Origin of the sequence: Dyadobacter psychrophilus (assembly GCF_900167945.1) — a bacterium.
In the GTDB taxonomy this organism is placed as follows: Bacteria; Bacteroidota; Bacteroidia; order Cytophagales; family Spirosomataceae; genus Dyadobacter; species Dyadobacter psychrophilus.
In genome coordinates this window covers 670,862-692,313 of the sequence record NZ_FUZA01000002.1, presented here as the reverse complement: position 1 = coordinate 692,313, position 21,452 = coordinate 670,862, and the positions used below count along the sequence as shown (strand labels likewise).

The window sequence follows — 21,452 nt, the reverse complement described above, 5'->3', positions numbered from 1 at the left end:
TTTGGCCAGATGCACGCAGATATAATTTAAATTGGAACCATATTACTGATTCCGCAAAAAATTTAGTTCATGTTCGGTAGCCCAGGATTTGCCCGAAATTTCTTCAAATTTCTGAAATACACCCTTTTGTTTTTCGCCTCTGGCCCGATTGAAACTGCTCACGCCCAAGTAATTATTGCTGCCCATCGCGGTGGCTCGTACGCGCAGTTTCCCGAAAGTTCGTTGGCACTTTTCACCGCTACCAGCAATGCTTTCGGCAAAGACACCGTGTACATTGAGATCGATTTAAGGAGAAGTAAGGACGGCACCATTTACCTGATGCATGATCCGACTGCTGACAGGACTACAAATGGAAGCGGCAAATTGGAAGATTTAGACGATAAATATTTGAATTCCCTTCGGCTTAAAACAAAAGACGGAAATATTACGAACGAGCACATCCTGACATTGGAAGAAATATTATCATTTATAAAAAGGCGTAAGGTTAACCTCATGCTTGACATTAAATCACCCATTTACAAGGAAGCTCTCGATCAGGTAAAAAAGCACAAATTAGAGGATCGAATGCTGGTATTGACCTTCCAAAATCCCGTGACTGTCCAAGTGGCCGAGGCCAGTCAAAATGTTTTGATATCGGCTCTCATAGAAACAGAGGAAGCTTGGAAGAGATTTGAAGAAGTTCCTGTCAAAACCGGTAAACGCGTTGCCTACATTACGAGCAAAACGCCCGCTTCACTAGTAACCCGTTTACGAAAAGAAAATGTGCTCATAATGGCGGATGTAAGCGAGGATTTACGCCATGATGGAAAACCATTAAAGCGTGAACAATATCGCGCGAAAGTACAGGAGCAAAATTTAGATATACTTATTTCTGACTTCCCGGTGGAAGCACGCGAAGCGCTCAAAAGGTAAAGCGATATGGAAAACTCGATTTCCTCTCTTCAAAAGTTACAGAACAGATCGAAAAGTAGAGACAAATTTGCGTAACCGAAAAGTTGCAAGTACATTGGTAATCAATCAGCTGACAACGGTCATGAACAACAAAACTATTAACATTATTTACTGGATCTCAACAGGGTTGATATTGGGCATGATGCTTTTTTCGGCAGCCTCGAGTTTTATCGAAAACCCCGACGGCACAAAAATGATGGAAGCTATTGGTTATCGGCCGTATGTGTTCCATTTTTTAGCAGTAGCAAAAGTGTTAGGCGTAATAGCTATCCTTACACCAGGTTTTCCGCGGCTTAAAGAATGGGCTTATGCGGGTTATACATTTGATCTTATCGGCGCAAGCTACTCTTTTTATGCTTCGGGCTTTCCTCTCAAAGACTGGGTATTCATGCTGGTACTGATTGTCATACTCGCCTGCTCATATATTTTCTATCACAAACGATTGAATGCAAAAGCTGCTGGGGCGATATAAGTTATAGTCCACACCTGGCATCGTATGCAGAAGCGCTACAACCCGTATTCTCAGTAAGTTAAATGTGATTGTTAACCGCCTTTCTACAAGTTAACAACACACAGTTGGCATTGTTCCAAATTGAGGAAGCAAAACCCCAATTCTGGAATCGTCATGCTACGACCACAGTTTACCTATTTATAATTATTCTAAGTTTTCTAAATTCTCTCCCAGATCGGTTCCTACCGATTATTAAAACACCCGTAATTCCACATCAAATTCCAAAAGTGCCGTGTATGTAACCGTTAGGCTATGTACATGAAGACTTTATGGTAAATCGGTTATTTTTCTGGCACAGAATTTGTGCAATTTCATTCGTCTGTTAGGGGCTACACTATCCGCATACTTATGAACAATAAATGTATTTTACTAATAGCGTCTGTTCTTTTGATACTCTGTGTGTATTTGAAAGAGACGCGCACCAAGGCTGGGAAAGAAAGTCAATCAACATTACGGCTTCAAAATCAGGCGCTAGGCAATGTTGCTCCTGGCGTTTGACTCGTTGCCGTTAATAATAAGGTTGGAAGCGCATTCAAGACTGTTTTGCGCTGATTCAGGCTCTACTCAACGTGTTAATTTATCAGCCGGGTCGACTAATCTTCCGGGCTTTTGTTGTCGCCATGGCAGGCAATATCACTCACAATTCAATCAAAACCCGATAATCATAACTTAACGCTGAGCCTATATGCTACTTCTATCCTTTTTCATTTCTATATGCCTTAATTTGCTGGCATCGGACTTCGCAGCAGTATCACGAATTTGCCCACAGGATCGGAAAATTAACCACCAGCCGTTTTCCCTGGAGCCCGGATATTATTTTAGCCTTGCTTCAACACCCTTGTCTGAAAACCAATATATTTTCGTGGCTACCCCATTAAAAAGGGCGTATATGATAATTGATGGTCAAACCATCAATGTGAGTTATACTATGACCGTCAAGGAACGAAAAGGCTTTACAGATTATTTTTCAGGGGAAAAGTATAATGCCAGACTGATGATCAGGGACGAAGTAAAAAGTACTTCGGGGATTTCTGACTATCGCGGGATCCTGGAAGTCCAGCATGGCTCGCAAAACCGGAAATTCAAAATCCACGGACGCCGCTACTTATAAATGTAAAAAGGGCTGGCCGCTAATTTTTGACAAAATCAAGGACCAGATCGCATTCGACCAACGCATCCTGCATCGCAGTGGCATCCACGTTAAAAACGGAAGAAAACCCGTCCGTTTCTTTCAACGATCGCTGCGCTTGTTCCAGGTTCATCTGCCATTTCATGGTTTGGGAATCCGAGCTGAGCGTAAAGTATCCGATATCGTCAGGATCACCAAGTGCCAGTTCGGTTCCTTTAACCTTATAATCCCACCAATAAGTATCTGTCCCAAAGATGTCACCCGGATCATCTATCGTGCCATCGTCTTTGATGTCGATGACCTCAGCAGGTGTTCCTGCCCTATTGTTACTGGCCGACTGAATCGTACCATTCACCTTGACTTTGGCATTGAGCTTAGCGCTTTTCAGCCGCCATTTGCCGACAATGCTATTTTCGTCCGAAGGTGTTACATCCGAATCTTTTTTACAGCCGATCAGGGAGGCGAGGGCCATGAATAATATAAAAACGTAGTTTATTTTCTGATGTGATTTCATTGTGTAGTTTGCTTTTAGCGACTTTGATTACGTGTATTTGCTGACAGTCTGTAAAAATGTTACTTCTTCTCAAGCGCAATTGTCCCATCTCCCAGTGCTTTCAATTCAAACAGCGTTTTGACAGTTTCCGGCAAAGCGTCCCATAGCTCATCGGCCTGGCCGGTGTATTCGATACTGATCGTGGAGTTCGCCGTACTGAATTTCTTTGAAGTGCTTTTCACATTTGTCAGGGACTTTACATTTTCTTCCACTGTCTTCAGGTTGTTATAATCGACATTCATGATGGTCAGAACAATGACATTAGCTGGCTTTTCCGCGACGACATCCGGTGCGGCTTTGGACTTATCCTTGTCTTTTTTCTCAGGAATAAATCCCTTGATCAGCTGCACGCTCCTACTCAGGGCCGTAGCCGTATTACCTGCTGCTGTGGCGGTATTTGTAATCGTTGAAGCACCCTGATTTAAAGTGGCTGCACCCTGGTTGACCTTTACGATTGTTTCGCCTACCTGGGCCTGGACATTGAATGTGATAAAAAGAACGGATAAGATGAGTAAAGAGGCTTTCATAAGTCAGGTTTTTGAAGGTTCGGTTACAAACATCCTATTTCTGGGGATAGTTGTCAATTCCTTCTCGCCAAAACCTCCTAATCCTGAATGAACTGCGGTGAATGGGTCATGAGTCCATTTTTTTACTTATACATTATTAACTTTTTTTCGGACCTCGTACTACTGCCAGGCGTTTCATAAGTTCGGGGCGGCCGGCTTCGGGAATTGTCAGCAGCGTTCGTTCATCCTGAATCTTGATCTGCCCGCTTTCAATGCGTTCAATGTAGTTGAGGTTGATAAGAAGGGATCGGGAAAGTCTGTAAAAATTGGGAAGGGAAAAGTACTGCTCGAGATGTCCCATTGAAAGCTGGACGAGCCGGGGCTGCTTTTTATATATTTCAAAAATATGCACAGAATGCATTCCTTTCTGCGTGGAGATATAAGTCACCTCAGATTTAACTATTTTTTCAAATCCTTTTTCAACTGGCAAAAATACGCTGTCCTCCGATAATGCAGCGGAACCTGCCGATGAGAGCTGAGGTCGAAAATTCTGCCACGCAAGATCCACAGAACGCCTTAAATCCAGCGGACGGAAAGGCTTGGTAAGATATCCGGATGGAATGAATGTTTCCTTGACACGCTGGTAGGTTTCCTCCTCGGTACTCCCGGTCAATACCACGATGGGGATCTGCTCCCGCAGCAAAATTTCTTTCCCAACGGCAACACCATCCAGGGATCCGGACAAGACAATATCCAGCAATACAATGTCCGGGATTTGACGATCCACGGCAGAAACCGCTTCCCGGAAAGATCTGGCAACGGCAGTGATCTGATGTCCGGCTTTTTCAAGTGTCTTTCGAATATCTGTGGCTGTTAGCACGTCATCCTCGACAATTAATACATTGAGCTGTTGCATGTGTCAAAGTTACGGTTTGACTAATTGGCTATGTTACTGACAACTTCATTCTTGTATTTAGGGAAATTCATCCTGAAAACCGTACCATTCTCATATGTAAAATGATACACTCCATAAAGTTGGTCGGATTCCATTTTAATTAACCTCAACCCGAATCCGGATCCTTTCCTTTGCATATTGGCAGGACTATTTTTTCTGGTATTTATAAAAAAGTCACTGTATTTTTTCCCATTGTCCGCGATTTGCAATTGAATACACGGTTGCTTGCCCACCAATAATTCCCTGCACTCGATGAAAAGTGTCGGCTGCTCGTTTTCAGGAAAAGCATATTTGCAGGCATTGGTAATCAATTCATTGAGAATCAATCCAAGATGGACCGCCTTATCGGCAGACAGATAAATTACATCTGCTTCTATATTCAATTGTACGTCTTCATAACCGTATGAGTCCAGGACGCTTTCTACCAATTCATCCAAAAAATCGGGCACATAAACCTGGGCCAGCCTCTTACCATCGTACAATTTCCGATGAAGTATTGCCATTGTTTCCACCCGTAACCTACTCTCTTCAATGGCCATGATCGCAGTCGGATCTGTTAAGGCGTCAGATTGCAGGCTTAGCAGGCTGGATACTGCCTGCAAGTTATTTTTGACCCTATGATTTTGTTCCCGTACCAACACCTCATTTTGTTCGCTGATCCGTTTGTTCTTTTTATAAAGTCTGAAAAAAATAATACTCATCAAAGCAGTTGCCAGAAGCAAAATCGCCATGGCAATAGTGAACCGTTGCTGCGCTTTCAATGCGCTTGACCGAAGTGCGAGTTCGGTGTCTTTGGCCCTGAGCTGGACATCTTTTTTCTCAGCTTCATATTCTTTCCAGAGCCTCGAAAATGCCAGGTCACGATCCGCGAGATAAGTGGAAACTTGCAGGTTTCTAAGCTTTTCATTGTGTTCAAAAGCCCGCTTCCAATTTCCCGTCAGCCGATAATATCTTGTAAATGATTCCTCGAAATTTTGATTGATTAAAAACACATTGTATTTCTTCTGATTATAGATATCCCGGGCCTGCCCAAGGACTTTCCATGCAGTATCAAATTCGCCGGTGTCAAGGTAATGGTTCGCTAAATTCAGCAGTAAATCCATTATTTCCCGGTCCTTCTTTTTTGCTTGAAAAATAACCAGTGCCTTCTTCGAATAGCTCAAAAAATCTTCTCTATCATTGAAGTATCGCCAATGGTAACTTCCCAGGGTCTGATAGATAAATGCGATCCTTAATGAATCTTGATCTCTTTCGGCCAGTTGCAGGATTTTATTATAGTAATATAACACACTGTCTCTCCGGGGTTTTGGGAGATCTGGCTTCTTGCCTTCCTCCGACCAATCGATGTCGTGGATATTGGCCATGCTGCCATAGCTTCTGTCCAGGTTGATGCCGGAGCCGGTACGTCTGGCAACCGCTATCGCCAAAGTCACATATCTGTGGGCGGTTTTGTAGTTTCGTTGAACAAGCTTATTACCACCAAGCCGATTGTATATCCTGCTCAATTCCGGCGAATCCCCTCTTGGTTCCAGCAAACGGAGTGACCGTAAAAACCAGCGTTCGGACGTGATCAGATCGCCGGTGGATTCCGAAGTTTTTCCATACAAATAGTAGGCTTCGGCCAGCAAAAGCGTATCCTTTTCTTTTAAAGCTTTATTGTAAATGGTATCGGCATATAGCAGCTTGTGGGGTTGTGGTGCTAAAAATTTTGGCTGCTGCGCCAATACAGTAATGGCAGGCATCAGAACCAGCAAAAGACGAGCCATTATCAGCGGGATTTTCACAACAGAAATCAGGAGGATTTGTTGTTAAAAATATAAAAGTTTGAAGATAAACTAAAACAAGTTCACGTCACATTTGCCCGCTTTCATTCATGATTTTCCCCTTTTAATGCAGTGAGATTGAAAAGGATATGTGGAAAGGTGATGTTTGCTGAAAGAGTTTGCCATGAATCTTTAATTATAGCAGCATTGCAAACCACGTAAATATGGGACCTCGAACATTCATGAAATCACAAAGCATCTCTATCTTTTGGTTGTTCGCTTGGCTATTTCTTTTATTAACTAGGCAGGAAATCAGAGCACAAACTCCGGTTTTAGTACGTGATATCAATCCTGAGGGAAACGGCATTTATTCGTCTACTTTCAGATTTACTTTTTTGGATGATTTGATTTTTTTTGAAGGCTTCGATAATAACCTCTGGCGATCCGACGGCACGGAACAGGGCACATATTCAATTAATTCCAATCCCACCAAAGTCCTGGCAGAATACACGATGTACCCGTTCCAGGGCAAGCTTTACTTCACACGTGCCCTTCCGTCAAAACATAGCGGAGGTGCGACGATTTTTGATAATAAGATTGGGTTGAGTGACGGTTCACCGACAGGTACAATTTTACTTGGTGATTTCAAAACACCTCTTGGAAATTCCCGGCCACGTTACAAGTTCATGGAGTCTGACGGGCAACTGCGTTTTTGGAGTTTGGATGATGGCAATGCGGTGCATAGAGTCGGCACATCCCCGGAGGAAACACGTTTTGAGAGGCGTCTCATCAACAGTCCTGCTGATCATTTTAATGTGTTTTATGCACACGGAATGTATTATGCCCCTTATAATTTGATGGGCGGATTTCAAGTAATACGTGAAAGTGATTGGGCTAGTTTTCAGCTGAAAGCGCTTAAGCCGTCCAGCTTTCTTGAATTCGGAAACCTGATGCTTTTCTCGGGAGCAACGCAAAATGGAGATAAAACCTATCACAATGAATTATGGCAGTCGGATGGCACTGAGCAGGGCACGAGCATTAGCCAGGTATTTCCAGCGAAAAGCAGGATTGAACAAATTGGAAAATTGAATGACAACCTGATCATTTTTTGCCAGGCCGAGTTGGCTGCTGACCTTGCATCATTTGAAATATGGCTTGGTAACGGCGCACCGGGATCGGCTAAAAAGACTATTTCGGTAAGTTATGAAGGTTTCAATGCTTACATCGGTTGGGAATTGCTCAAAGGAGAAGATAAATTCTATGCATTAAGCAACGGCATCAATCAGAAAGCTGCGAAATCAGTTATACAGAGCGACGGTACAAGCGCCGGGACCAAGCTTTTCAATTTTCCCTACGCCGATAGCATCAGACAAACATATTTACTTGACGATGAACTTCATTTTCTGACCAGCGTTCGAGGTGACAAGAGCCACCAGAAAATTTACGCCTTAACCAAGGAAGGTCAATTCGTGCAAAAGTACGAGCAGCGCGAAAGTGACATCGGAATGGCGATTGATTTTTTGGTCCCCTACAAAAACGGGAAAACTTATATTTATTCAACCACATTCACCCCTTTGAACAGCAGCAAAAATGGTATTGGGGAATTGTGGAAGATGAACTTTTGCCCGCAAGCTGTTAATGTAACCTCAAATACTGATTTTGCTTTATGCCAGGGAAGTTCATCCGAACTCGTGGCAAACGTCACCGGAGGTTCAGGAAATTACTCTTACAAATGGTCCACTGGAAACACAGCAAACAAAATCATCGTAGATAAGGCGGGCGACTATTCAGTAACCGTTGCTGACGGAAAAGGTTGTGAGGTGAGCAGTACAGTCAAGGTCGTTTCCGGTGGCGGTCTTAAAATTGCAGTGGAGGGTCCTGTTTCTATGTGCTCCGGGCAAACTGCAACACTTTCAGCAACTGTTTCGGGAGGCAGTGGTACGTATACATATCAATGGCTCAGTAATGGTACAGCTGTTGCAGGAGCTACAACAAAAACTTACTCAGCAAATAAGGCAGGCACCTATTCCGTTAAGGTGGCTGACACCAAAGGCTGCTCAGCTGTGTCAGATACGAGGACGTTGAAGGAAGTGAATGAATCAACAGTAAAAATCGTTTCAAGCACAGGGACGAATGTATTTATTCCAGGTAAAATGCTAATGCTTAGCATCATCCCTTCGCCTGGACAAACATATCAATGGCGTAGGAATAGTCAGGATATTATTGGTGCGGTAACCAACAGTTATGTGGTTAAAGAAGAGGGTTCCTATACAATTACAGTAACTTCAAACGGATGTACGTTTGTCTCCACGCCTTTCATCATATCTGTCATTCTCGCTGCTGAACCCAGCTTAAACGTTGGCTATCAGGTCGCTATTTTTCCAAATCCTACAAACAGCACCGCCAGAGCATTATTTACCCTTCCAAAGCCTATGAAAGCAAGGGTATGCATTTATGACATTAACGGAAGAAAAATGTCGCAGATATCTTCGTCTGTAAAACTAATGAACCATGATCTATCTCTGGATCTCTCGTCACTGCCCGCAGGAACGTATATAGTAAAGATGAAAGCGCTCGATACGGAAAAGGAAATAGCTACCAGAATAATAAAAAGGTAACCCTAACACGCCCAATGTGAAAAGGATCGCTGCTACCATTTGATCGCATTTGCATTGTTGAGCTGTAAGAAGGATAGCTTATGCTTACTCGCTCCTCAAACTTTTTACGGGATCCATTAGCGCTGCTTTAATACTCTGAAAGCTGATTGTAAATAATGCGATACCGGTCGCCAATATCGCTGCCAGGGCAATGACCCACCATTCGAGGGTGGTTTGATAGGCAAATCCCTGTAACCATTTATTCATGGCATACCACGCAATCGGCGAGGCGATGATGATGGCAATTAAAATCAGTTTCAAAAAATCCTGAGAAAGTAATCCCACCACTCCGGCGACGCTAGCACCCAGCACTTTCCGCACGCCTATTTCTTTGGTGCGCTGCTCAGCCATGAATGCGGACAGTCCATACAGGCCCAGACAGGAAATAAAAATGGCCAGGCCGGCAAACAAGTTAAAAATACTTCCCATTTGTTGCTCGCTGCGGTAAAGATTATCCAGGTCTTTATCCAGAAAACCAAATGTGAAAGGAAAGGCGGGATTGAGCTGTTGATTGATCCTTCCCAACGCTTTGATTGCTTGCTCGTTACTTCCCGCAGTGGTACGCACCAACACTACGCCGCCCCATTTATTGAGCCGGAGTACCAGCGGCTCCATGGCATATTGCAGCGATTTAAAATGAAAGTCCTTCACAACACCAATGATTGTCCCCTTAGTCTCCCCAAATGTCAGGCTTTTTCCCACCGCATTTTCCAGGTTCATCCCCATGATCTGCATCGCCTTTTCATTGATCATATAGCTCGAACTGTCTCCTGAAAATGCTTTGTCGAAGCCACGGCCTGCCAACACTTGTGATTTGAAGACTTTCACGAAATTTTCGTCCACATCAAACGAGGGAAACACGACCTGGTTTTTGGTTGTTTGTCCGTCCCAGATCACATCAATAGTGCCAGATTCATGGTTTGTAGGCAGACCAGAAATGACGGTAAAATTTTCCGTCAGCGGATTTTGTGCCAGCGACGCTTTCAATGCCTGTTGCTTGCCACCCAGCTCGCCGGTCATGGGCAGGTAAAGCAGGTTGGACTTATCAAAACCCAGATTCCGTTTCTTGATAAAATCCAGCTGTTTGTAAACCACCGCCGTGCCCACTAGCAATACAATCGCAACCACAAACTGCGTTACCACCAGCGCATTTCGGAAAAGCAGGTTTCCACCGGCGACTCTCATTTTGCCTTTGAGTACTTTTACGGGCGCAAACCCGGACAGAAACAATGCGGGATAACTGCCGGAAAGTAAACCGGTTAGTACCGCAATGGCGATCAAGCTCAGCAACAATTTCCCATCCAGCAAATTGATAGCAAGCGTTTTCTCGGTGAGCATTCTGAAAACCGGCAGCAACATGTATACGATCCCGACCGCGATTACCAGCGAGAGGAACGAAAAAATGAGCGATTCGCCAAGAAACTGGTAAACAAGCTGATAGCGGTTTGCACCCACTACTTTCCGCAGCCCTACCTCCTTGGCTCTGCGTTCGGAGCGCGCCGTGGACAGATTCATAAAATTGATGCAGGCAACCACCAAAATGAAAATCGCAACAATAAGAAAGATATTGACATACTGAATGTTACCGTGGCCGGGAAGATCGATTTGCAAATTGGAATGCAAGTGAATGTCCGTTAACGGTTGCAGTTGAAAGTCAAGTTTGATATCCTGGCCGCGAGCCTTGAACACATTGGCTATTTGCAGCAAAACTTTTTGTTGGGCCGGAACAGATGCGGCCGTCTTAGGGTCGAGTTCGAGATAGGTGTAAAAGTTGAAATTGTTCCATGTGTCGTTTTGTAAATCCGAGTTCCATTTGGCCATGGTTTTCATCGGGATGATCGCATCAAATTGCAAATGCGAATTGGAAGGTGAATTGGCCAGAATGCCCGCGATGGTAAAGTTTTCGTTGTTGTTAATACGGATGGTCTTACCTACGGCATCGCTTGTTCCGTAGTATTTTTTGGCCGTTTCTTCGGTGATCAGGATCGCCCCCGGATCTTTCAGGGCCGTAGCCGCATTTCCTGCCAGCAGGGGAAATGAAAAAACTTCAAGAAAATTGGAATCTGCATAAAAGACGCGTTTTTCTTCCACCTTTTTTTCTCCCACCTCAAACAGCATCGGATTAAGTTTGCTGATCCTTACCCCGCTCTTTATTTGGGGTAGTTGTGCCTGCAAGCCTCCGGCCATGCCCGCTGCGCTTACGGCCGTTTTGAAATCGCCAGCACTACAGGTTAGTCGAAAAAGCTGGCTGGCTCGGGCATGGAAGCGGTCGTAACTCAGCTCATTCTGCACCCACAAGAGGATGAGAATGCTACACGCCATACCGATGGATAAACCGGCAATGTTTAATATCGAATAAGCTTTTTGACGGACAATGTTACGCCAGGCGATTTTGAAATAGTTTTTTAACATATCAGGGCTAAGAGAAAGTGATGGTTCATATTTTGTTTTACGACGGCGTACAAATGGCGGAAGTACAGAGACGACATTGAGCAAATAACGCAGCAGTGCTTTCCCTTTCCCAAAACGTTGATACGAATATGCATACAGCTCGTCCAGGTCTCCTTCAACTTCTTCGATCGTGTTTTCCGGATGAAGCCACCGAAGCAGCATTTTCGCCCACCGCGGCGGTAGTGGCGTATTCATAGGTCGCTTAGTTTTAATGGGGCATCCGGCATTAATGTCCAAAGCTTGTTACGCAACTGCTGGACGTCGGCTAAGGCGCTTTTTCCGAGCGTTGTTACCTTAAAAAGGCGTTTTCGCCTGCCGCCGCGTTCTGCCGTAGCCCCGCCTAGCCCGGAGGTTACAAACCCCTTTTCTTCCAGGCGGATCAATGTATTGTGAACCGCGCCAAAAGTCACTACCCTACCCGTATGCTGCTCAATTTCCTGCGATACGGTAACACCGTATGCGTGTCCGTCGAGGATTGCGATCATGAGTAGCACAAGCTCTTCAAATTCTCCCAAATACGTTCTCCGCATTCAAAAAATGATTAGTTTATATTTTATAGTATAAATGCATGCCAGGTTTGAGAAAGAGTAAAAATGGGCTTTTGATGCATATTAATACATTTTGGAAAGAGCTTGCTGTTCGCGACAGAACGTGCGGTGTCCGATATCGAACAGCCGGGGAGCTGCAATGAGATAAGCACCGCTTACAGGTTGCTGTGTTACTTTTTACACATTTAAAAAGTAGCCATTGAGAAAATCCGCATCCTAGCGGATCAAACCAGGTAGGTAGGACTCACCTGGTTTTGCCTTTTGATTTTTTAGCCGCGTAAAATGGCTCTATGAACATTCCATATTAAAAGCTTTAAGCCATGAATCGCAAAATTTTGATTGTCACCGGAGATGGTGGCGAAAGTTACGAAACCCTTTATGCCGTTCACCGCTTTCAGGAAGAAGGTGACATTGCCGTGATTGCTGCTCCCAGCAAGCGCCGGCTTAACCTCGTGATGCACGATTTTGAACTCGGCTGGGATACCTATGTAGAGCGGCCCGGTTACTGTCTGTCCTCTGATCTAACTATTGAACAGGTGGTGGTATCAGATTATGACGCCATTCTGCTGCTGGGCGGCCGAGCGCCAGAATACCTACGCAACCACGCCGGGCTATTGGATGTAGTCCGCGAGTTTGACCGGCAGGAAAAATGGATTTTTGCCATCTGTCACGGTATTCAGATTCTGGTTACAGCCGGACTAGCAAAAAGCCGAACGTTAACTGCTTACGAACATGTGCGTACCGAAATCGAAATGGGTGGCGGCATGTATTCTACCCAACAATCCGTCCGCGACGGAAATATTATCACCGGACAGACCTGGCAATCCCACCCCGAGTTTTATCGCGAAGTTTTCGCCTGTCTCAAATAATAGGAAATTACAGGAAGGCGCAGGCTTGCTCAGTTAAGCAAGCCTGCACTCCATTGCAAACCATAAATCGCTTTAAAGTATTTGGCTTTTAGCTCAATCAACTTTTGCCTTGCTTCAATGGCTTTGTTTTCGCGGCTATTGATCAGGAACAGGGAGCTTTCTCCGTTTCTGAACCTGATCTCTTCGGCTTTTACGAGTTGCAGGTAATTACCCAAATTTAGATTTTGTAGTTTAATCTGTTCCCTCAGATTCACCAGATCGTTATGGTATTGCCTGATTTTGACTTGCAGTTCGAGCCGTTTTTGCATTTGGGCTAGTTGCGATTCCTCGATTTTGAGCTTTGTCTTTTTGTATTCGCCGCGTCCGGCTGACAGTCGCATTGGAATTTCAAACTTGAACCCATATTGGTAATTATTGTCGAAAATCGGCGATTCTGGCACGCTTGCGAATGCATTGTAACCCTTGCTCAAATGGTTGTACCTGAAATCCGCTTTGGGCAAAAGCTGCTGAAATTTGAGTTTTTTCTCAATGTCGAGCGCCCTTAACTTGAAATCATAGGCCTGTAATTCCGGATGGCTTTGTTGGGTCGTCGAAAGCAGGCTGGCCAGATCCAGATCAAAGTCCTTCGTGATTTGCTCGTTGTCCCAGTCTGCTGGTGGAACGATGGTTTCGGGTAAGTTATAGGGTTCACCAATTGCTGTCCATAAAAAGGCAGACAGCTGCAAACCGGCATTACGGAATTCGACACGAAGTTGATTTTGCTGATACTGAAAGCTTTGCAATTGTGCCAGCGTCTCAATTGTATCAATGGCCGCGCGCTCGCCGTTCATCAAGGATTTTCGCACGAAATCAAGGCGCTGCTGATTGATATCAACGTTGGCCTGCATGAGCTGATATTGATTGTATGTGCTCACCCATTGCCAGTATGCATCCATCGCATTCATTAACAAGTCGTTGAGCACCAGCCTTTGCTCTGTATCTGCTAATGTCCTGAATATCCGGGCTTGCTTTAAAGCAGCGCGCCGTTTGTCCATCAGCAAATCTTTGGCAAGCGGGATACTCACGCCCACGTACGCCGACTGTCCTTTGGTCATGGTCGGATCCAAACGTTCTCCTGTGTAATTCTCAATGCCGCTGTGGATTTCAAGGCCATACCAGGTTGGAATGGTGATTTCGGGTGAGACACGATTGTAATAGTTGGTGCCGCCAAAACGTTTGCGGGCAACATATGCACCCAGCACGGGATCGAATCCGCCACGGGCGGTAACCAGGTCTGCCTCAGCCTGGCCGACCTGGATCGCTGCTTGTTTGGCAACGGGATGAAATGCCCGCACCAATTCTAAAACCTGCTCAGCGCGCAAAGTGTTAGCAGAATCCTGAGCAATGGCGGGCTTAAAAATCCATGTCCCGACCAGCACCGTTAGCTGTATAACGAACCTTTTCATAGGAAGCAGTTGTTTTATTTTTTCGCAGAACCTTTTTCCGCCGCATCGTCCAGTGTGTAATAATCCGGTGGGAACCCGTTGATATTACGCCAGAGCTCATACCAGACCGGCACATCTTTCAACAAAGCAATGCCCTGTGCACCCGTGCCCAGTTTCAACTGCTGCGGCCAGGGACGGTCAGTCGGATCTTCAGCTACCAGCACCCGGAACATTCCGTTGGCGCTGATCGTATGCTCAAAGGCGACTACTTTGCCCCCAAACGTTCCGTAACTGTTTTCGGGCCAGCCGCTGAAAATGATCGCCGGGAAGCCATCAAACATAAACCTTACCTTTTGCCCAATGCTCACCAGTGGCAGATCCACGGGCCGCACATACATTTCGACAGCATAGTTCACTCGGGTAGGAACGATAACCGTGATCCGCTCGCCGTCTTTGAGTATTTCGCCGATCCCGGCTTTGCTCGCCTGCACGATCTGGCCGTCTTGCGGGGCCAGAATGAAATACATTCCGTTCCTGATCTTGTAATTGGTTACCTGGTTTTCCAGCTTCGCCATTTCACCCTGGCCGGAAGCAATATTGCTCAGACTTTGCAGCCGGTCTCCTTCGGCCTTACTGATCTTTTCTGCATACTCCTGCTCCACCCCGTTCTGGTCTATTTCCACGATCAGCAGTTCCTGTTTTGTCTGCGCGATCTTATTTTCGGCGGTAATTTTTTTAGCCAAAGCATTCTGAAAACTTGTGTTGCGCTGTTGCAGCTGGGTCTGAGAAACTAGCCCTTCCAGAAACATTTTTTGCTGGCGTTCATATTGGTCTTTGGCCAGATTGAATTCGTTGGTAACCGCTTCCAGCTCAGCCTGCTCACCGCTGAGCTTGTTATTAAGCTGGACGAGCTTATTTTTGAGCTGTTCAAGCTTAAAATTCTTTGCAGCCAGCAGCGCTTGCATCTGTGAAGACGACGTTGCCGCTTTGCCTTTGTAGAACTTGATCGCGCCCTTTTTTGCTTCCACCTGTTCCTGGGTGCGGCCCACCAGATTGGGGTCCAGGTAATCTTCCTTGATTTCGGAAATCTGCATGATCGTATCCCCCGCTTTCACAAAATCACCTTCCTTAACATACCATTTGGCTATTTTGCCAGGAATGGGTGAATTGATATTTTGCGGGCGTTGCTCTTGAAATAAAGTCGTAATGTCACCTTTTGCTTTAATGTTTTGCGTCCAGGGCAAAAACAGCGCAAGGCCAAGCAACAGAATGATGCCGTAAAACCAATATCTGACCTTGCTTTCCTGATCACGCAGATAAATGGTGTCCAGGGATTTAAGCGGGATTTTATAAGTTGCCTGTTCCATTTTCATGATTGCTAATGATGGTGATCGCTTTGTTGTTGAGTATAATTTGATAATCGCATTGTCTGGAAAATTCCGGATCATTGGCTACCACAATGATGGTCGCGTTATTGGGTTTGCTCAGCAAATACGCCATCATACGCTGCCGTTCCGGCCCTGTCAGCATTTGCCACGGATCTTCCAAAAGCAGCAGATCGGGTTTGCCCAGCAGCGTTCTTAACAGACAAATGCGCTTAATGTAGTCGCTGGGGAGGTTTTTGCCATTTGGGTCCACCGGCGTTTCGAAACCTTCCGGCAGCGAATCGAGAAAGCCAGACAACCCGCATTTAGCGGCGAGCGACATAATTTCCTGCGAGTTGATGTCATTTCTGCCCATTAAAATGTTCTCCAAAACAGAGCCGATGAAAATTTCCCGTTGATTCAGATACAAACCGATCCTTTCCCTCAGCGATGCAAGTGCGTAGTTGCCCAACGGAATTTTATTGATCAGCATCGATCCCGAGAATTGCTGGTAATGTCCTGCGAGCACCTTTAAGAAAGTAGATTTACCAGAAAAATCTGCCGGAGAAACAGCCACCAGGCTTCCCGCGGGAATATGAATGTTGGTATTGCTGAGCAGCTTGCGGCCATTCGGGAATGCAAATGAAAAGTCGATCAGGTCAATGGCGAGACCTGCGTTGGTGGGTTCCAGAGCAAGTTTTCCGTCTCGCTCGGTCAGGTTTTCGGTTACCGTCGCAAGTTTTTCCAGACCGGTAGCCACATCATAGACGCTATCCAAGTTAATGATCAGCTTTTCGACCGCATTGATCACCATAAGCACTACAATTTCCGCTGCGATAAACTCACCAATGTTAAGCTGCTGTCTGAGCAACAGGAACGAACCGCCCGCCAGCATCGCCAGCGTAATCGCCACTTTCGTAACGACGAGCGTCTTATATTGGACAAGCAGGACTTTAAAATGATCCGTGCGTGAATGCAGATATTTGCTCACATGATCGTCCGTTTTGGTCAGATTTAAATGCGAGGCGTAGCTCAGCTTAAAGGGATTGATCACTTTCGCCATTTCTTCGAGCCAGCCAACCGTCTTGTATTTATTGACACTTTCCTGTAAGCTCGTTTTCAACCCATTAACACCGGTAAATTTAAAAATCAGTGTTAGAACTAATAGTAATGTAAGGCCAAAAACGATAAAGAACGGGTGATACACAGCCAACAGCAGCAAACCAAAAATTAATTGAATGCTGGCAATGGGCACTTCCAACAGCAGTTTTGACAAACTTTTCTGCACGATCAGCACATCAAAAAAACGGTTCACTTTCTCAGGCAGATAAAAGCGGTCAGTCGTCAGCAAGTCGAAACGCGGAATCTTGTCGGCAAACTCAAATGCGTAGCGGGTGAATATTTTTTGCTGGATCTTCTCAATGATTTTCATCTGATTGATCTGCATAATGCCGACTGCGGCTACACCAAAAACTACGAGAATGATCAGTATATAAATGGACGTAACCATCGAGGCGCCGAGCACAAAACCAATGATGGCTTGTATACCCAGGGGCAGACTGAGATTGACAAGACCACTCAATAACGCGTAAAAATAAACCGCGCCTACGTCAGACCGGCTGAGTGAAATCAAATTCCAGAACCTTAAAAAGGGGTTGACCTTTTCCATAATTTTTGCGTTCAATACACACAAATATAAAACGCTTTCTCAAATTATAGTATTACTATCAACAAAAGTAGTTAAAATATTTTTTCTAATACATTAGCTGTTACTTGCATATTGTTTACTATTTTCGATGAATAATCGACTTCGTATGGACTTCCAGGTAAGTTTTAATTTGAATGAAAAGGTCTTTTTGAGAGACCCCGAAAGTAGTGAGGTAGGGAAAAAGCTGGTAAAAAGCGCAATAGACCTGATTTATGAGCTAGGTTTTGAACATTTCACGTTCAAAAAGCTCGCAGTGGAAGTCAATACAACTGAGGCTACGGTTTATCGGTATTTTGAAAACAAACATCGCCTACTGCTGTACATTCTTAATTGGTATTGGAACTACATGGAGTTTCTGTTGGAATTCAGATTGCAGAATGTGACGGATACGAAGGTGAAATTGCAAACCATCATTGAGCTGCTGACCCAGGAGCTGCCTGAGAGCTCGGGGAAAATGGATTATAATAAGCGTTACCTCAACCAGATCATTATCTCCGAAAGCAGCAAGGTTTACCTTGTAAAAGAGGTGAAGGAGATCAACAAGTCCGAAGTTTTTAAGCCTTACAAAGATCTGTGCGGAAAAATTGCAGAGGTGGTCAGCGAATACAATCCTGCGTATCAGTTTCCAAGATCACTAAGCAGCACGCTGATCGAAACCTCGCATTATCAGCAGTTTTTCTGCAATTATCTTCCACGACTCACCGACAGCAAAGGCGGAGACCAGAAGACCTTCACTGCCGGATTTTTATCGGACCTGCTTTTTAAAACACTGGATCATAGTTAGTCCGAGCGAGTATTGACGTGCGGCACTTGACCGCCGGATTCAATTAACAGGGCATTCATTCCGCCAAAGGGCTGGTTATCTGCAACAAATGCTAGGCATTCCAATTGATGCGACCCGGCTTGATGAACCAATTTCAAAAGAACTGTTGCAAGATGCCCGCCCGTCCCGTTATGATCCCCGTGCACCGCATGCTTTGAAAATTGCAAAAGAAGGATGGAGTCTGCGTGATATTTTGGCACATGGTGTGATCGATTATCATCCTGTAATTGTTGGTCCGGGAATTGAAGCTGCCGATCATATGCAGGCGTGGTTTGAAGCTGGTGCAGCCGATGGATTCTGGATTTCGCCAGACGTGAACTCAGACGGGATTGATGCTTTTGTGGACGAAGTCGTTCCCATTTTACAAGAGCGCGGGCTTTTTCATAAGGAATACGAAGGCAAAACCCTGCGCCAACATCTGGGCGCGCCGGACCAGTATGGAATTGATCCGCGTGTTTCAAACAAATAAATTAATTAGAAAAACTAAATACAAACATCATGGAAATAGGAATCATAGGATCCGGAAACATTGGAAGCACATTGGCCGGATATTTAACAGCGCTTGGCCATCAGGTCATGATTGCAAACTCGCGCGGACCAAAATCACTTGGCGACATTGCTGCTAAAACAGGTGCAACTGCCGTGACAACGGAAGCAGCAGCAGGAGCAGAAGACCTTATCATTATTGCTATTCCCAATAAGGCCATTGTCAATCTTCCAAAAGAAATACTTTCCGCGTCGAAAGCCACCATTGTTGATGCCGGGAATTATTACCCTTCACGAGACGGGCAGATTGACGATATCCAGGGTGGACTGACAGACAGTGAATGGGTAGCGAAGTAATCGGTCATCCCGTGATCAAGGCATTTAATAACATTGTCGCGCCAAGCCTGGCTTCAAAGGCAATTCCTGCCGGCAGCCCAAACCGGATTGCATTGTCGGTTGCCGGTGATGATCAGCAGCAAAAACAGACGGTTATTGATCTCGTTGATGAGATTGGCTTCGATGCCATCGATGGAGGCACACTTTCAGAATCTTGGAGACAGCAACCAGGTGCGCCAGCGTTTGATAATTTCACTTGTTCTGCGTTTTAATAAAGATTCCTATCTAAAACATCTGGCAACTAAACATTTACATGTGGACATGGGTGTGCAAATAGGCTGTCAGCGCATGGGTCAATTTACGAGGTGACAATATTTGGTTAGCTCCCTGGCACCGTCAGTGCCCAAACCCGACAGGATAATGCCAACTGCCCTGGTGGCTGAGTCATCTGCCAGGGAATTAAAGAAAATGTCCACCGCCCAATTGCTGCGGTCAGTGGGGTCGCGGTCCGTTGTCCGCAAAATCCCATCCGATATCGTCATGAATTTGTTAGGTGCCAGCAGGTAGATATGGTTCGCTTCAACAAGTTCATGATCTGTTGCCCAACAAATTGGCAAATTTGTGAATGGGGCCAGTAAGCCATCTGCGGCCAATGCTATCAGGCATAGATATAAGCGCTATCTTTACTTGCTATGAACAAACAAGGCCCGATCATCATTATCGAAGACGATGCAGACGACAGGTTCCTGCTGGAAGAAGTCTTTACATCACTGGGCTATCCAAACAAAAGGATCTATTTTGTAGATGACCAAGAAGCACTGGATTATCTGCACCAAATGGATAAGTGCCCTGCAACATTTCCAGTGAAGAGGGAAAAATATAAGAGTTAGCCCAGGTTATCTTTCAATAATTAGTCTGCCTCAAACCAAACTCAGTACACCGATTCCATACAGTATTCGCCACTACTGGTAATGGATCAAAGCCAGCGTTTTAATAAACACTGGCTTTTTCAAGCGAACCATGCGAGCAAGGTTGAATTGAACTTATCTCTATTCCGCTGACATTTATTCAGTTAAAGATTTTTAAAGGATGCATCGTAAAACTGCGCCAGGATCTTGGGATCTGTGATCTGGCTGTGTGTTGATGTGGCGAATACTGCAACCTGCACTTTTCCAAAATCCATAATCATCGCTTCGGAATTGTTCTCCGCTCCTTTCTTCCAATAAAAAATGCTCTTGTTACCAGCGATACTGCCGTCAAAGCCAAGCAATTTGGACTTCATCAGGTCCAAGTGATCGAAGCTGATCACCCTGAACTGCGCCACGGCTGACTGGAACTTCGCAAACTGCTCAGCACTCATATACAGGCCAGTAACGCCACAATCGACAAGGTGTAGTTCTTTTGGAAGACCCGGCTCGCTTCCGTTTTTGGTTGGATAACCCATATTTGTAGCGCTGGATAGGATCGTGCCATTTTCATTCCATCCACGCCAGTCGATCACAGAGGCATTAGCCAATCCGGCTGCCTTAAAGACATTGTTTCTCACATAAGCCCGATATTGCTCGCCATATTCGATGAAATTATTATTCACGGATTCAAGCTTGTTCAGCTTGGCGATGCTTCCCTGGGCAGCTAGTTTTTTGGCCTCCAGATAAGGCAGAATAACGCCTAACAGCAGGTAATTAACATCACTGTTTACCCTCTCATTTTTATCAAAAGCATTTTTATCAAGCACCCCGCCTACGGTCAAAGAAAGTTTTTTGTAATCATGATAATCGATTAGTCCTGACCGGTGTGCAAGCAGCCTTTCAAAAGTAACGGCCTTAAAATCTTTGCTTATGGTCCAGTATTTGGGAAGATACGGCCAGACTGCCGCATTTATTGGCACATTGTATTTTTGCAGGGCGTGCAGCATCGCGACTGCGGTTACGTACTGCGTAACGGTTGAGATCTCTTGTTTGGCAAGCGCGCTGTGTAGGCTCATGGGCGTATCAACGTGCTTGCGGGCGAAGCCGTCGCCTCCGTTTGTTGCATAGTAAGGCACCCCATCGTTGTAAATGGTGTAGCCAAAACCCGCTACGAGCGGCTCCATATATGATTCGATTTTCAGTGCAAATTCGTGCTGATCGAACTTGGTAGGGACACCGAATTTTGCGGAACGTGTCGAATCCAGGTTCTTTTCAGTTGTTAGCTCTTCGGACAACAGCTCGTCTTCGCGGCAGCTGGTGGCCAGCATCGTTGACATTAATATAAAGCAGAATGTAATTGACTTCAAAAACTGAGTTTTCATTTTGATTGGATAAATAGTTGAGTAAACGGATTGTAAATGGGCATGCGTCTTCTTTGGCGCGTCCGCTGGGGACCCGCGCATTGCGTTTTTCATTTTGAGTAAATTATGGTGTGGAAAAAATTGAATAA

Annotated in this window: 21 protein-coding genes; 10 read left to right on the top strand and 11 right to left on the bottom strand. The window is 45.2% G+C overall.

Going from position 1 to position 21,452, the window contains the following annotated elements:
• The first annotated feature begins 69 nt into the window (after positions 1–69).
• The 3 genes from B5X68_RS10005 to B5X68_RS28610 all read left to right on the top strand — a co-directional run bounded on the left by B5X68_RS10005 (position 70) and on the right by B5X68_RS28610 (position 2,573).
• Positions 70–912, top strand: a complete 843-nt coding sequence (locus B5X68_RS10005) for a glycerophosphodiester phosphodiesterase family protein (RefSeq protein WP_082214543.1) — start codon at positions 70–72, stop codon at positions 910–912.
• Between the two features lie 121 nt (positions 913–1,033).
• The gene (locus tag B5X68_RS10000; protein WP_082215299.1) at positions 1,034–1,423 is read left to right on the top strand and encodes a DoxX family protein; all 390 of its coding nucleotides are present in this window, start codon (positions 1,034–1,036) and stop codon (positions 1,421–1,423) included.
• 928 nt (positions 1,424–2,351) lie between these two features.
• Positions 2,352–2,573 (top strand): hypothetical protein, encoded by a 222-nt coding sequence (locus tag B5X68_RS28610; protein ID WP_141110257.1) that lies wholly within the window; start codon positions 2,352–2,354, stop codon positions 2,571–2,573.
• Positions 2,574–2,592: 19 nt separating this feature from the next.
• On the opposite strand, the gene B5X68_RS09990 is transcribed toward B5X68_RS28610, so the two are convergent.
• The 4 genes from B5X68_RS09990 to B5X68_RS09975 form a co-directional block, all read right to left on the bottom strand.
• Positions 2,593–3,105 carry a hypothetical protein gene (locus B5X68_RS09990; RefSeq protein WP_141110256.1) on the bottom strand — a complete coding sequence of 171 codons (513 nt, stop codon included), beginning with the start codon at positions 3,103–3,105 and terminating at the stop codon, positions 2,593–2,595.
• A 59-nt stretch (positions 3,106–3,164) separates the two neighbouring features.
• Positions 3,165–3,671, bottom strand: coding sequence for a hypothetical protein (locus tag B5X68_RS09985; protein ID WP_082214540.1), 507 nt, complete (start codon positions 3,669–3,671; stop codon positions 3,165–3,167).
• 136 nt (positions 3,672–3,807) lie between these two features.
• Entirely contained in the window at positions 3,808–4,566 is a 759-nt protein-coding gene (locus B5X68_RS09980) for a response regulator (RefSeq protein ID WP_082214539.1), read from the bottom strand.
• Positions 4,567–4,586: 20 nt separating this feature from the next.
• On the bottom strand, positions 4,587–6,371 hold the full coding sequence (locus B5X68_RS09975; protein WP_141110255.1) for a sensor histidine kinase: 1,785 nt from the start codon (positions 6,369–6,371) through the stop codon (positions 4,587–4,589).
• 392 nt (positions 6,372–6,763) lie between these two features.
• On the opposite strand from B5X68_RS09975, the gene B5X68_RS09970 reads away from it, so the two are divergent.
• Complete coding sequence (locus B5X68_RS09970) at positions 6,764–8,986, top strand: T9SS type A sorting domain-containing protein (RefSeq protein WP_170916619.1); 2,223 nt, start codon at positions 6,764–6,766, stop codon at positions 8,984–8,986.
• Between the two features lie 84 nt (positions 8,987–9,070).
• Here B5X68_RS09970 and B5X68_RS09965 read toward each other — a convergent pair whose 3' ends face one another.
• Complete coding sequence (locus B5X68_RS09965; protein WP_082214536.1) at positions 9,071–11,671, bottom strand: ABC transporter permease; 2,601 nt, start codon at positions 11,669–11,671, stop codon at positions 9,071–9,073.
• Entirely contained in the window at positions 11,668–12,006 is a 339-nt protein-coding gene (locus B5X68_RS09960) for a PadR family transcriptional regulator (RefSeq protein ID WP_082214535.1), read from the bottom strand. Before B5X68_RS09960 ends, B5X68_RS09965 begins: the two co-directional genes overlap by 4 nt.
• 338 nt (positions 12,007–12,344) lie before the next feature.
• On the opposite strand from B5X68_RS09960, the gene B5X68_RS09955 reads away from it, so the two are divergent.
• Positions 12,345–12,893 (top strand): DJ-1/PfpI family protein, encoded by a 549-nt coding sequence (locus B5X68_RS09955; protein WP_082214534.1) that lies wholly within the window; start codon positions 12,345–12,347, stop codon positions 12,891–12,893.
• Positions 12,894–12,922: 29 nt separating this feature from the next.
• Here the strand turns inward: B5X68_RS09955 and B5X68_RS09950 are convergent, their stop codons facing one another.
• The 3 genes from B5X68_RS09950 to B5X68_RS09940 are packed head-to-tail and all read right to left on the bottom strand — an operon-like array spanning position 12,923 to position 17,350.
• On the bottom strand, positions 12,923–14,338 hold the full coding sequence (locus tag B5X68_RS09950; protein ID WP_082214533.1) for a TolC family protein: 1,416 nt from the start codon (positions 14,336–14,338) through the stop codon (positions 12,923–12,925).
• Between the two features lie 14 nt (positions 14,339–14,352).
• On the bottom strand, positions 14,353–15,690 hold the full coding sequence (locus tag B5X68_RS09945) for an HlyD family secretion protein (protein ID WP_229208354.1): 1,338 nt from the start codon (positions 15,688–15,690) through the stop codon (positions 14,353–14,355).
• On the bottom strand, positions 15,665–17,350 hold the full coding sequence (locus B5X68_RS09940) for an ATP-binding cassette domain-containing protein (RefSeq protein WP_082214532.1): 1,686 nt from the start codon (positions 17,348–17,350) through the stop codon (positions 15,665–15,667). Before B5X68_RS09940 ends, B5X68_RS09945 begins: the two co-directional genes overlap by 26 nt.
• 127 nt (positions 17,351–17,477) lie before the next feature.
• On the opposite strand from B5X68_RS09940, the gene B5X68_RS09935 reads away from it, so the two are divergent.
• The 4 genes from B5X68_RS09935 to B5X68_RS28600 all read left to right on the top strand — a co-directional run bounded on the left by B5X68_RS09935 (position 17,478) and on the right by B5X68_RS28600 (position 19,306).
• Positions 17,478–18,173 carry a TetR/AcrR family transcriptional regulator gene (locus B5X68_RS09935; RefSeq protein WP_229208353.1) on the top strand — a complete coding sequence of 232 codons (696 nt, stop codon included), beginning with the start codon at positions 17,478–17,480 and terminating at the stop codon, positions 18,171–18,173.
• Between the two features lie 88 nt (positions 18,174–18,261).
• A complete protein-coding gene (locus B5X68_RS09930) occupies positions 18,262–18,681 on the top strand; it encodes an LLM class oxidoreductase (RefSeq protein ID WP_212567992.1) in 420 nt (139 codons plus the stop codon).
• Positions 18,682–18,710: 29 nt separating this feature from the next.
• A complete protein-coding gene (locus B5X68_RS28605; RefSeq protein ID WP_141110254.1) occupies positions 18,711–19,055 on the top strand; it encodes an NAD(P)-binding domain-containing protein in 345 nt (114 codons plus the stop codon).
• A complete protein-coding gene (locus tag B5X68_RS28600; protein WP_141110253.1) occupies positions 19,040–19,306 on the top strand; it encodes an NADPH-dependent F420 reductase in 267 nt (88 codons plus the stop codon). Before B5X68_RS28605 ends, B5X68_RS28600 begins: the two co-directional genes overlap by 16 nt.
• An 81-nt stretch (positions 19,307–19,387) precedes the next feature.
• On the opposite strand, the gene B5X68_RS09920 is transcribed toward B5X68_RS28600, so the two are convergent.
• Complete coding sequence (locus B5X68_RS09920) at positions 19,388–19,687, bottom strand: chemotaxis protein CheB (RefSeq protein WP_262485861.1); 300 nt, start codon at positions 19,685–19,687, stop codon at positions 19,388–19,390.
• A 39-nt stretch (positions 19,688–19,726) separates the two neighbouring features.
• On the opposite strand from B5X68_RS09920, the gene B5X68_RS09915 reads away from it, so the two are divergent.
• On the top strand, positions 19,727–19,924 hold the full coding sequence (locus B5X68_RS09915; RefSeq protein WP_082214529.1) for a response regulator: 198 nt from the start codon (positions 19,727–19,729) through the stop codon (positions 19,922–19,924).
• A 182-nt stretch (positions 19,925–20,106) separates the two neighbouring features.
• Here B5X68_RS09915 and B5X68_RS09910 read toward each other — a convergent pair whose 3' ends face one another.
• Positions 20,107–21,324 carry a serine hydrolase domain-containing protein gene (locus tag B5X68_RS09910; protein ID WP_141110252.1) on the bottom strand — a complete coding sequence of 406 codons (1,218 nt, stop codon included), beginning with the start codon at positions 21,322–21,324 and terminating at the stop codon, positions 20,107–20,109.
• Positions 21,325–21,452: the final 128 nt, after the last annotated feature.

Coding starts and splice junctions, on each gene's coding strand:
- B5X68_RS09930 (WP_212567992.1), top strand. CDS start 18,262: ATGCTAGGCATTCCAATTGATGCGACCCGGCTTGATGAACCAATTTCA.
- B5X68_RS09955 (WP_082214534.1), top strand. CDS start 12,345: ATGAATCGCAAAATTTTGATTGTCACCGGAGATGGTGGCGAAAGTTAC.
- B5X68_RS10000 (WP_082215299.1), top strand. CDS start 1,034: ATGAACAACAAAACTATTAACATTATTTACTGGATCTCAACAGGGTTG.
- B5X68_RS09985 (WP_082214540.1), bottom strand. CDS start 3,671: ATGAAAGCCTCTTTACTCATCTTATCCGTTCTTTTTATCACATTCAAT.
- B5X68_RS09910 (WP_141110252.1), bottom strand. CDS start 21,324: ATGAAAACTCAGTTTTTGAAGTCAATTACATTCTGCTTTATATTAATG.
- B5X68_RS09935 (WP_229208353.1), top strand. CDS start 17,478: ATGAATAATCGACTTCGTATGGACTTCCAGGTAAGTTTTAATTTGAAT.
- B5X68_RS28610 (WP_141110257.1), top strand. CDS start 2,352: ATGATAATTGATGGTCAAACCATCAATGTGAGTTATACTATGACCGTC.
- B5X68_RS09915 (WP_082214529.1), top strand. CDS start 19,727: ATGAACAAACAAGGCCCGATCATCATTATCGAAGACGATGCAGACGAC.
- B5X68_RS09980 (WP_082214539.1), bottom strand. CDS start 4,566: ATGCAACAGCTCAATGTATTAATTGTCGAGGATGACGTGCTAACAGCC.
- B5X68_RS28600 (WP_141110253.1), top strand. CDS start 19,040: ATGGGTAGCGAAGTAATCGGTCATCCCGTGATCAAGGCATTTAATAAC.
- B5X68_RS09945 (WP_229208354.1), bottom strand. CDS start 15,690: ATGAAAATGGAACAGGCAACTTATAAAATCCCGCTTAAATCCCTGGAC.
- B5X68_RS28605 (WP_141110254.1), top strand. CDS start 18,711: ATGGAAATAGGAATCATAGGATCCGGAAACATTGGAAGCACATTGGCC.
- B5X68_RS09950 (WP_082214533.1), bottom strand. CDS start 14,338: ATGAAAAGGTTCGTTATACAGCTAACGGTGCTGGTCGGGACATGGATT.
- B5X68_RS09965 (WP_082214536.1), bottom strand. CDS start 11,671: ATGAATACGCCACTACCGCCGCGGTGGGCGAAAATGCTGCTTCGGTGG.
- B5X68_RS10005 (WP_082214543.1), top strand. CDS start 70: ATGTTCGGTAGCCCAGGATTTGCCCGAAATTTCTTCAAATTTCTGAAA.
- B5X68_RS09940 (WP_082214532.1), bottom strand. CDS start 17,350: ATGGAAAAGGTCAACCCCTTTTTAAGGTTCTGGAATTTGATTTCACTC.
- B5X68_RS09960 (WP_082214535.1), bottom strand. CDS start 12,006: ATGCGGAGAACGTATTTGGGAGAATTTGAAGAGCTTGTGCTACTCATG.
- B5X68_RS09990 (WP_141110256.1), bottom strand. CDS start 3,105: ATGAAATCACATCAGAAAATAAACTACGTTTTTATATTATTCATGGCC.
- B5X68_RS09975 (WP_141110255.1), bottom strand. CDS start 6,371: ATGGCTCGTCTTTTGCTGGTTCTGATGCCTGCCATTACTGTATTGGCG.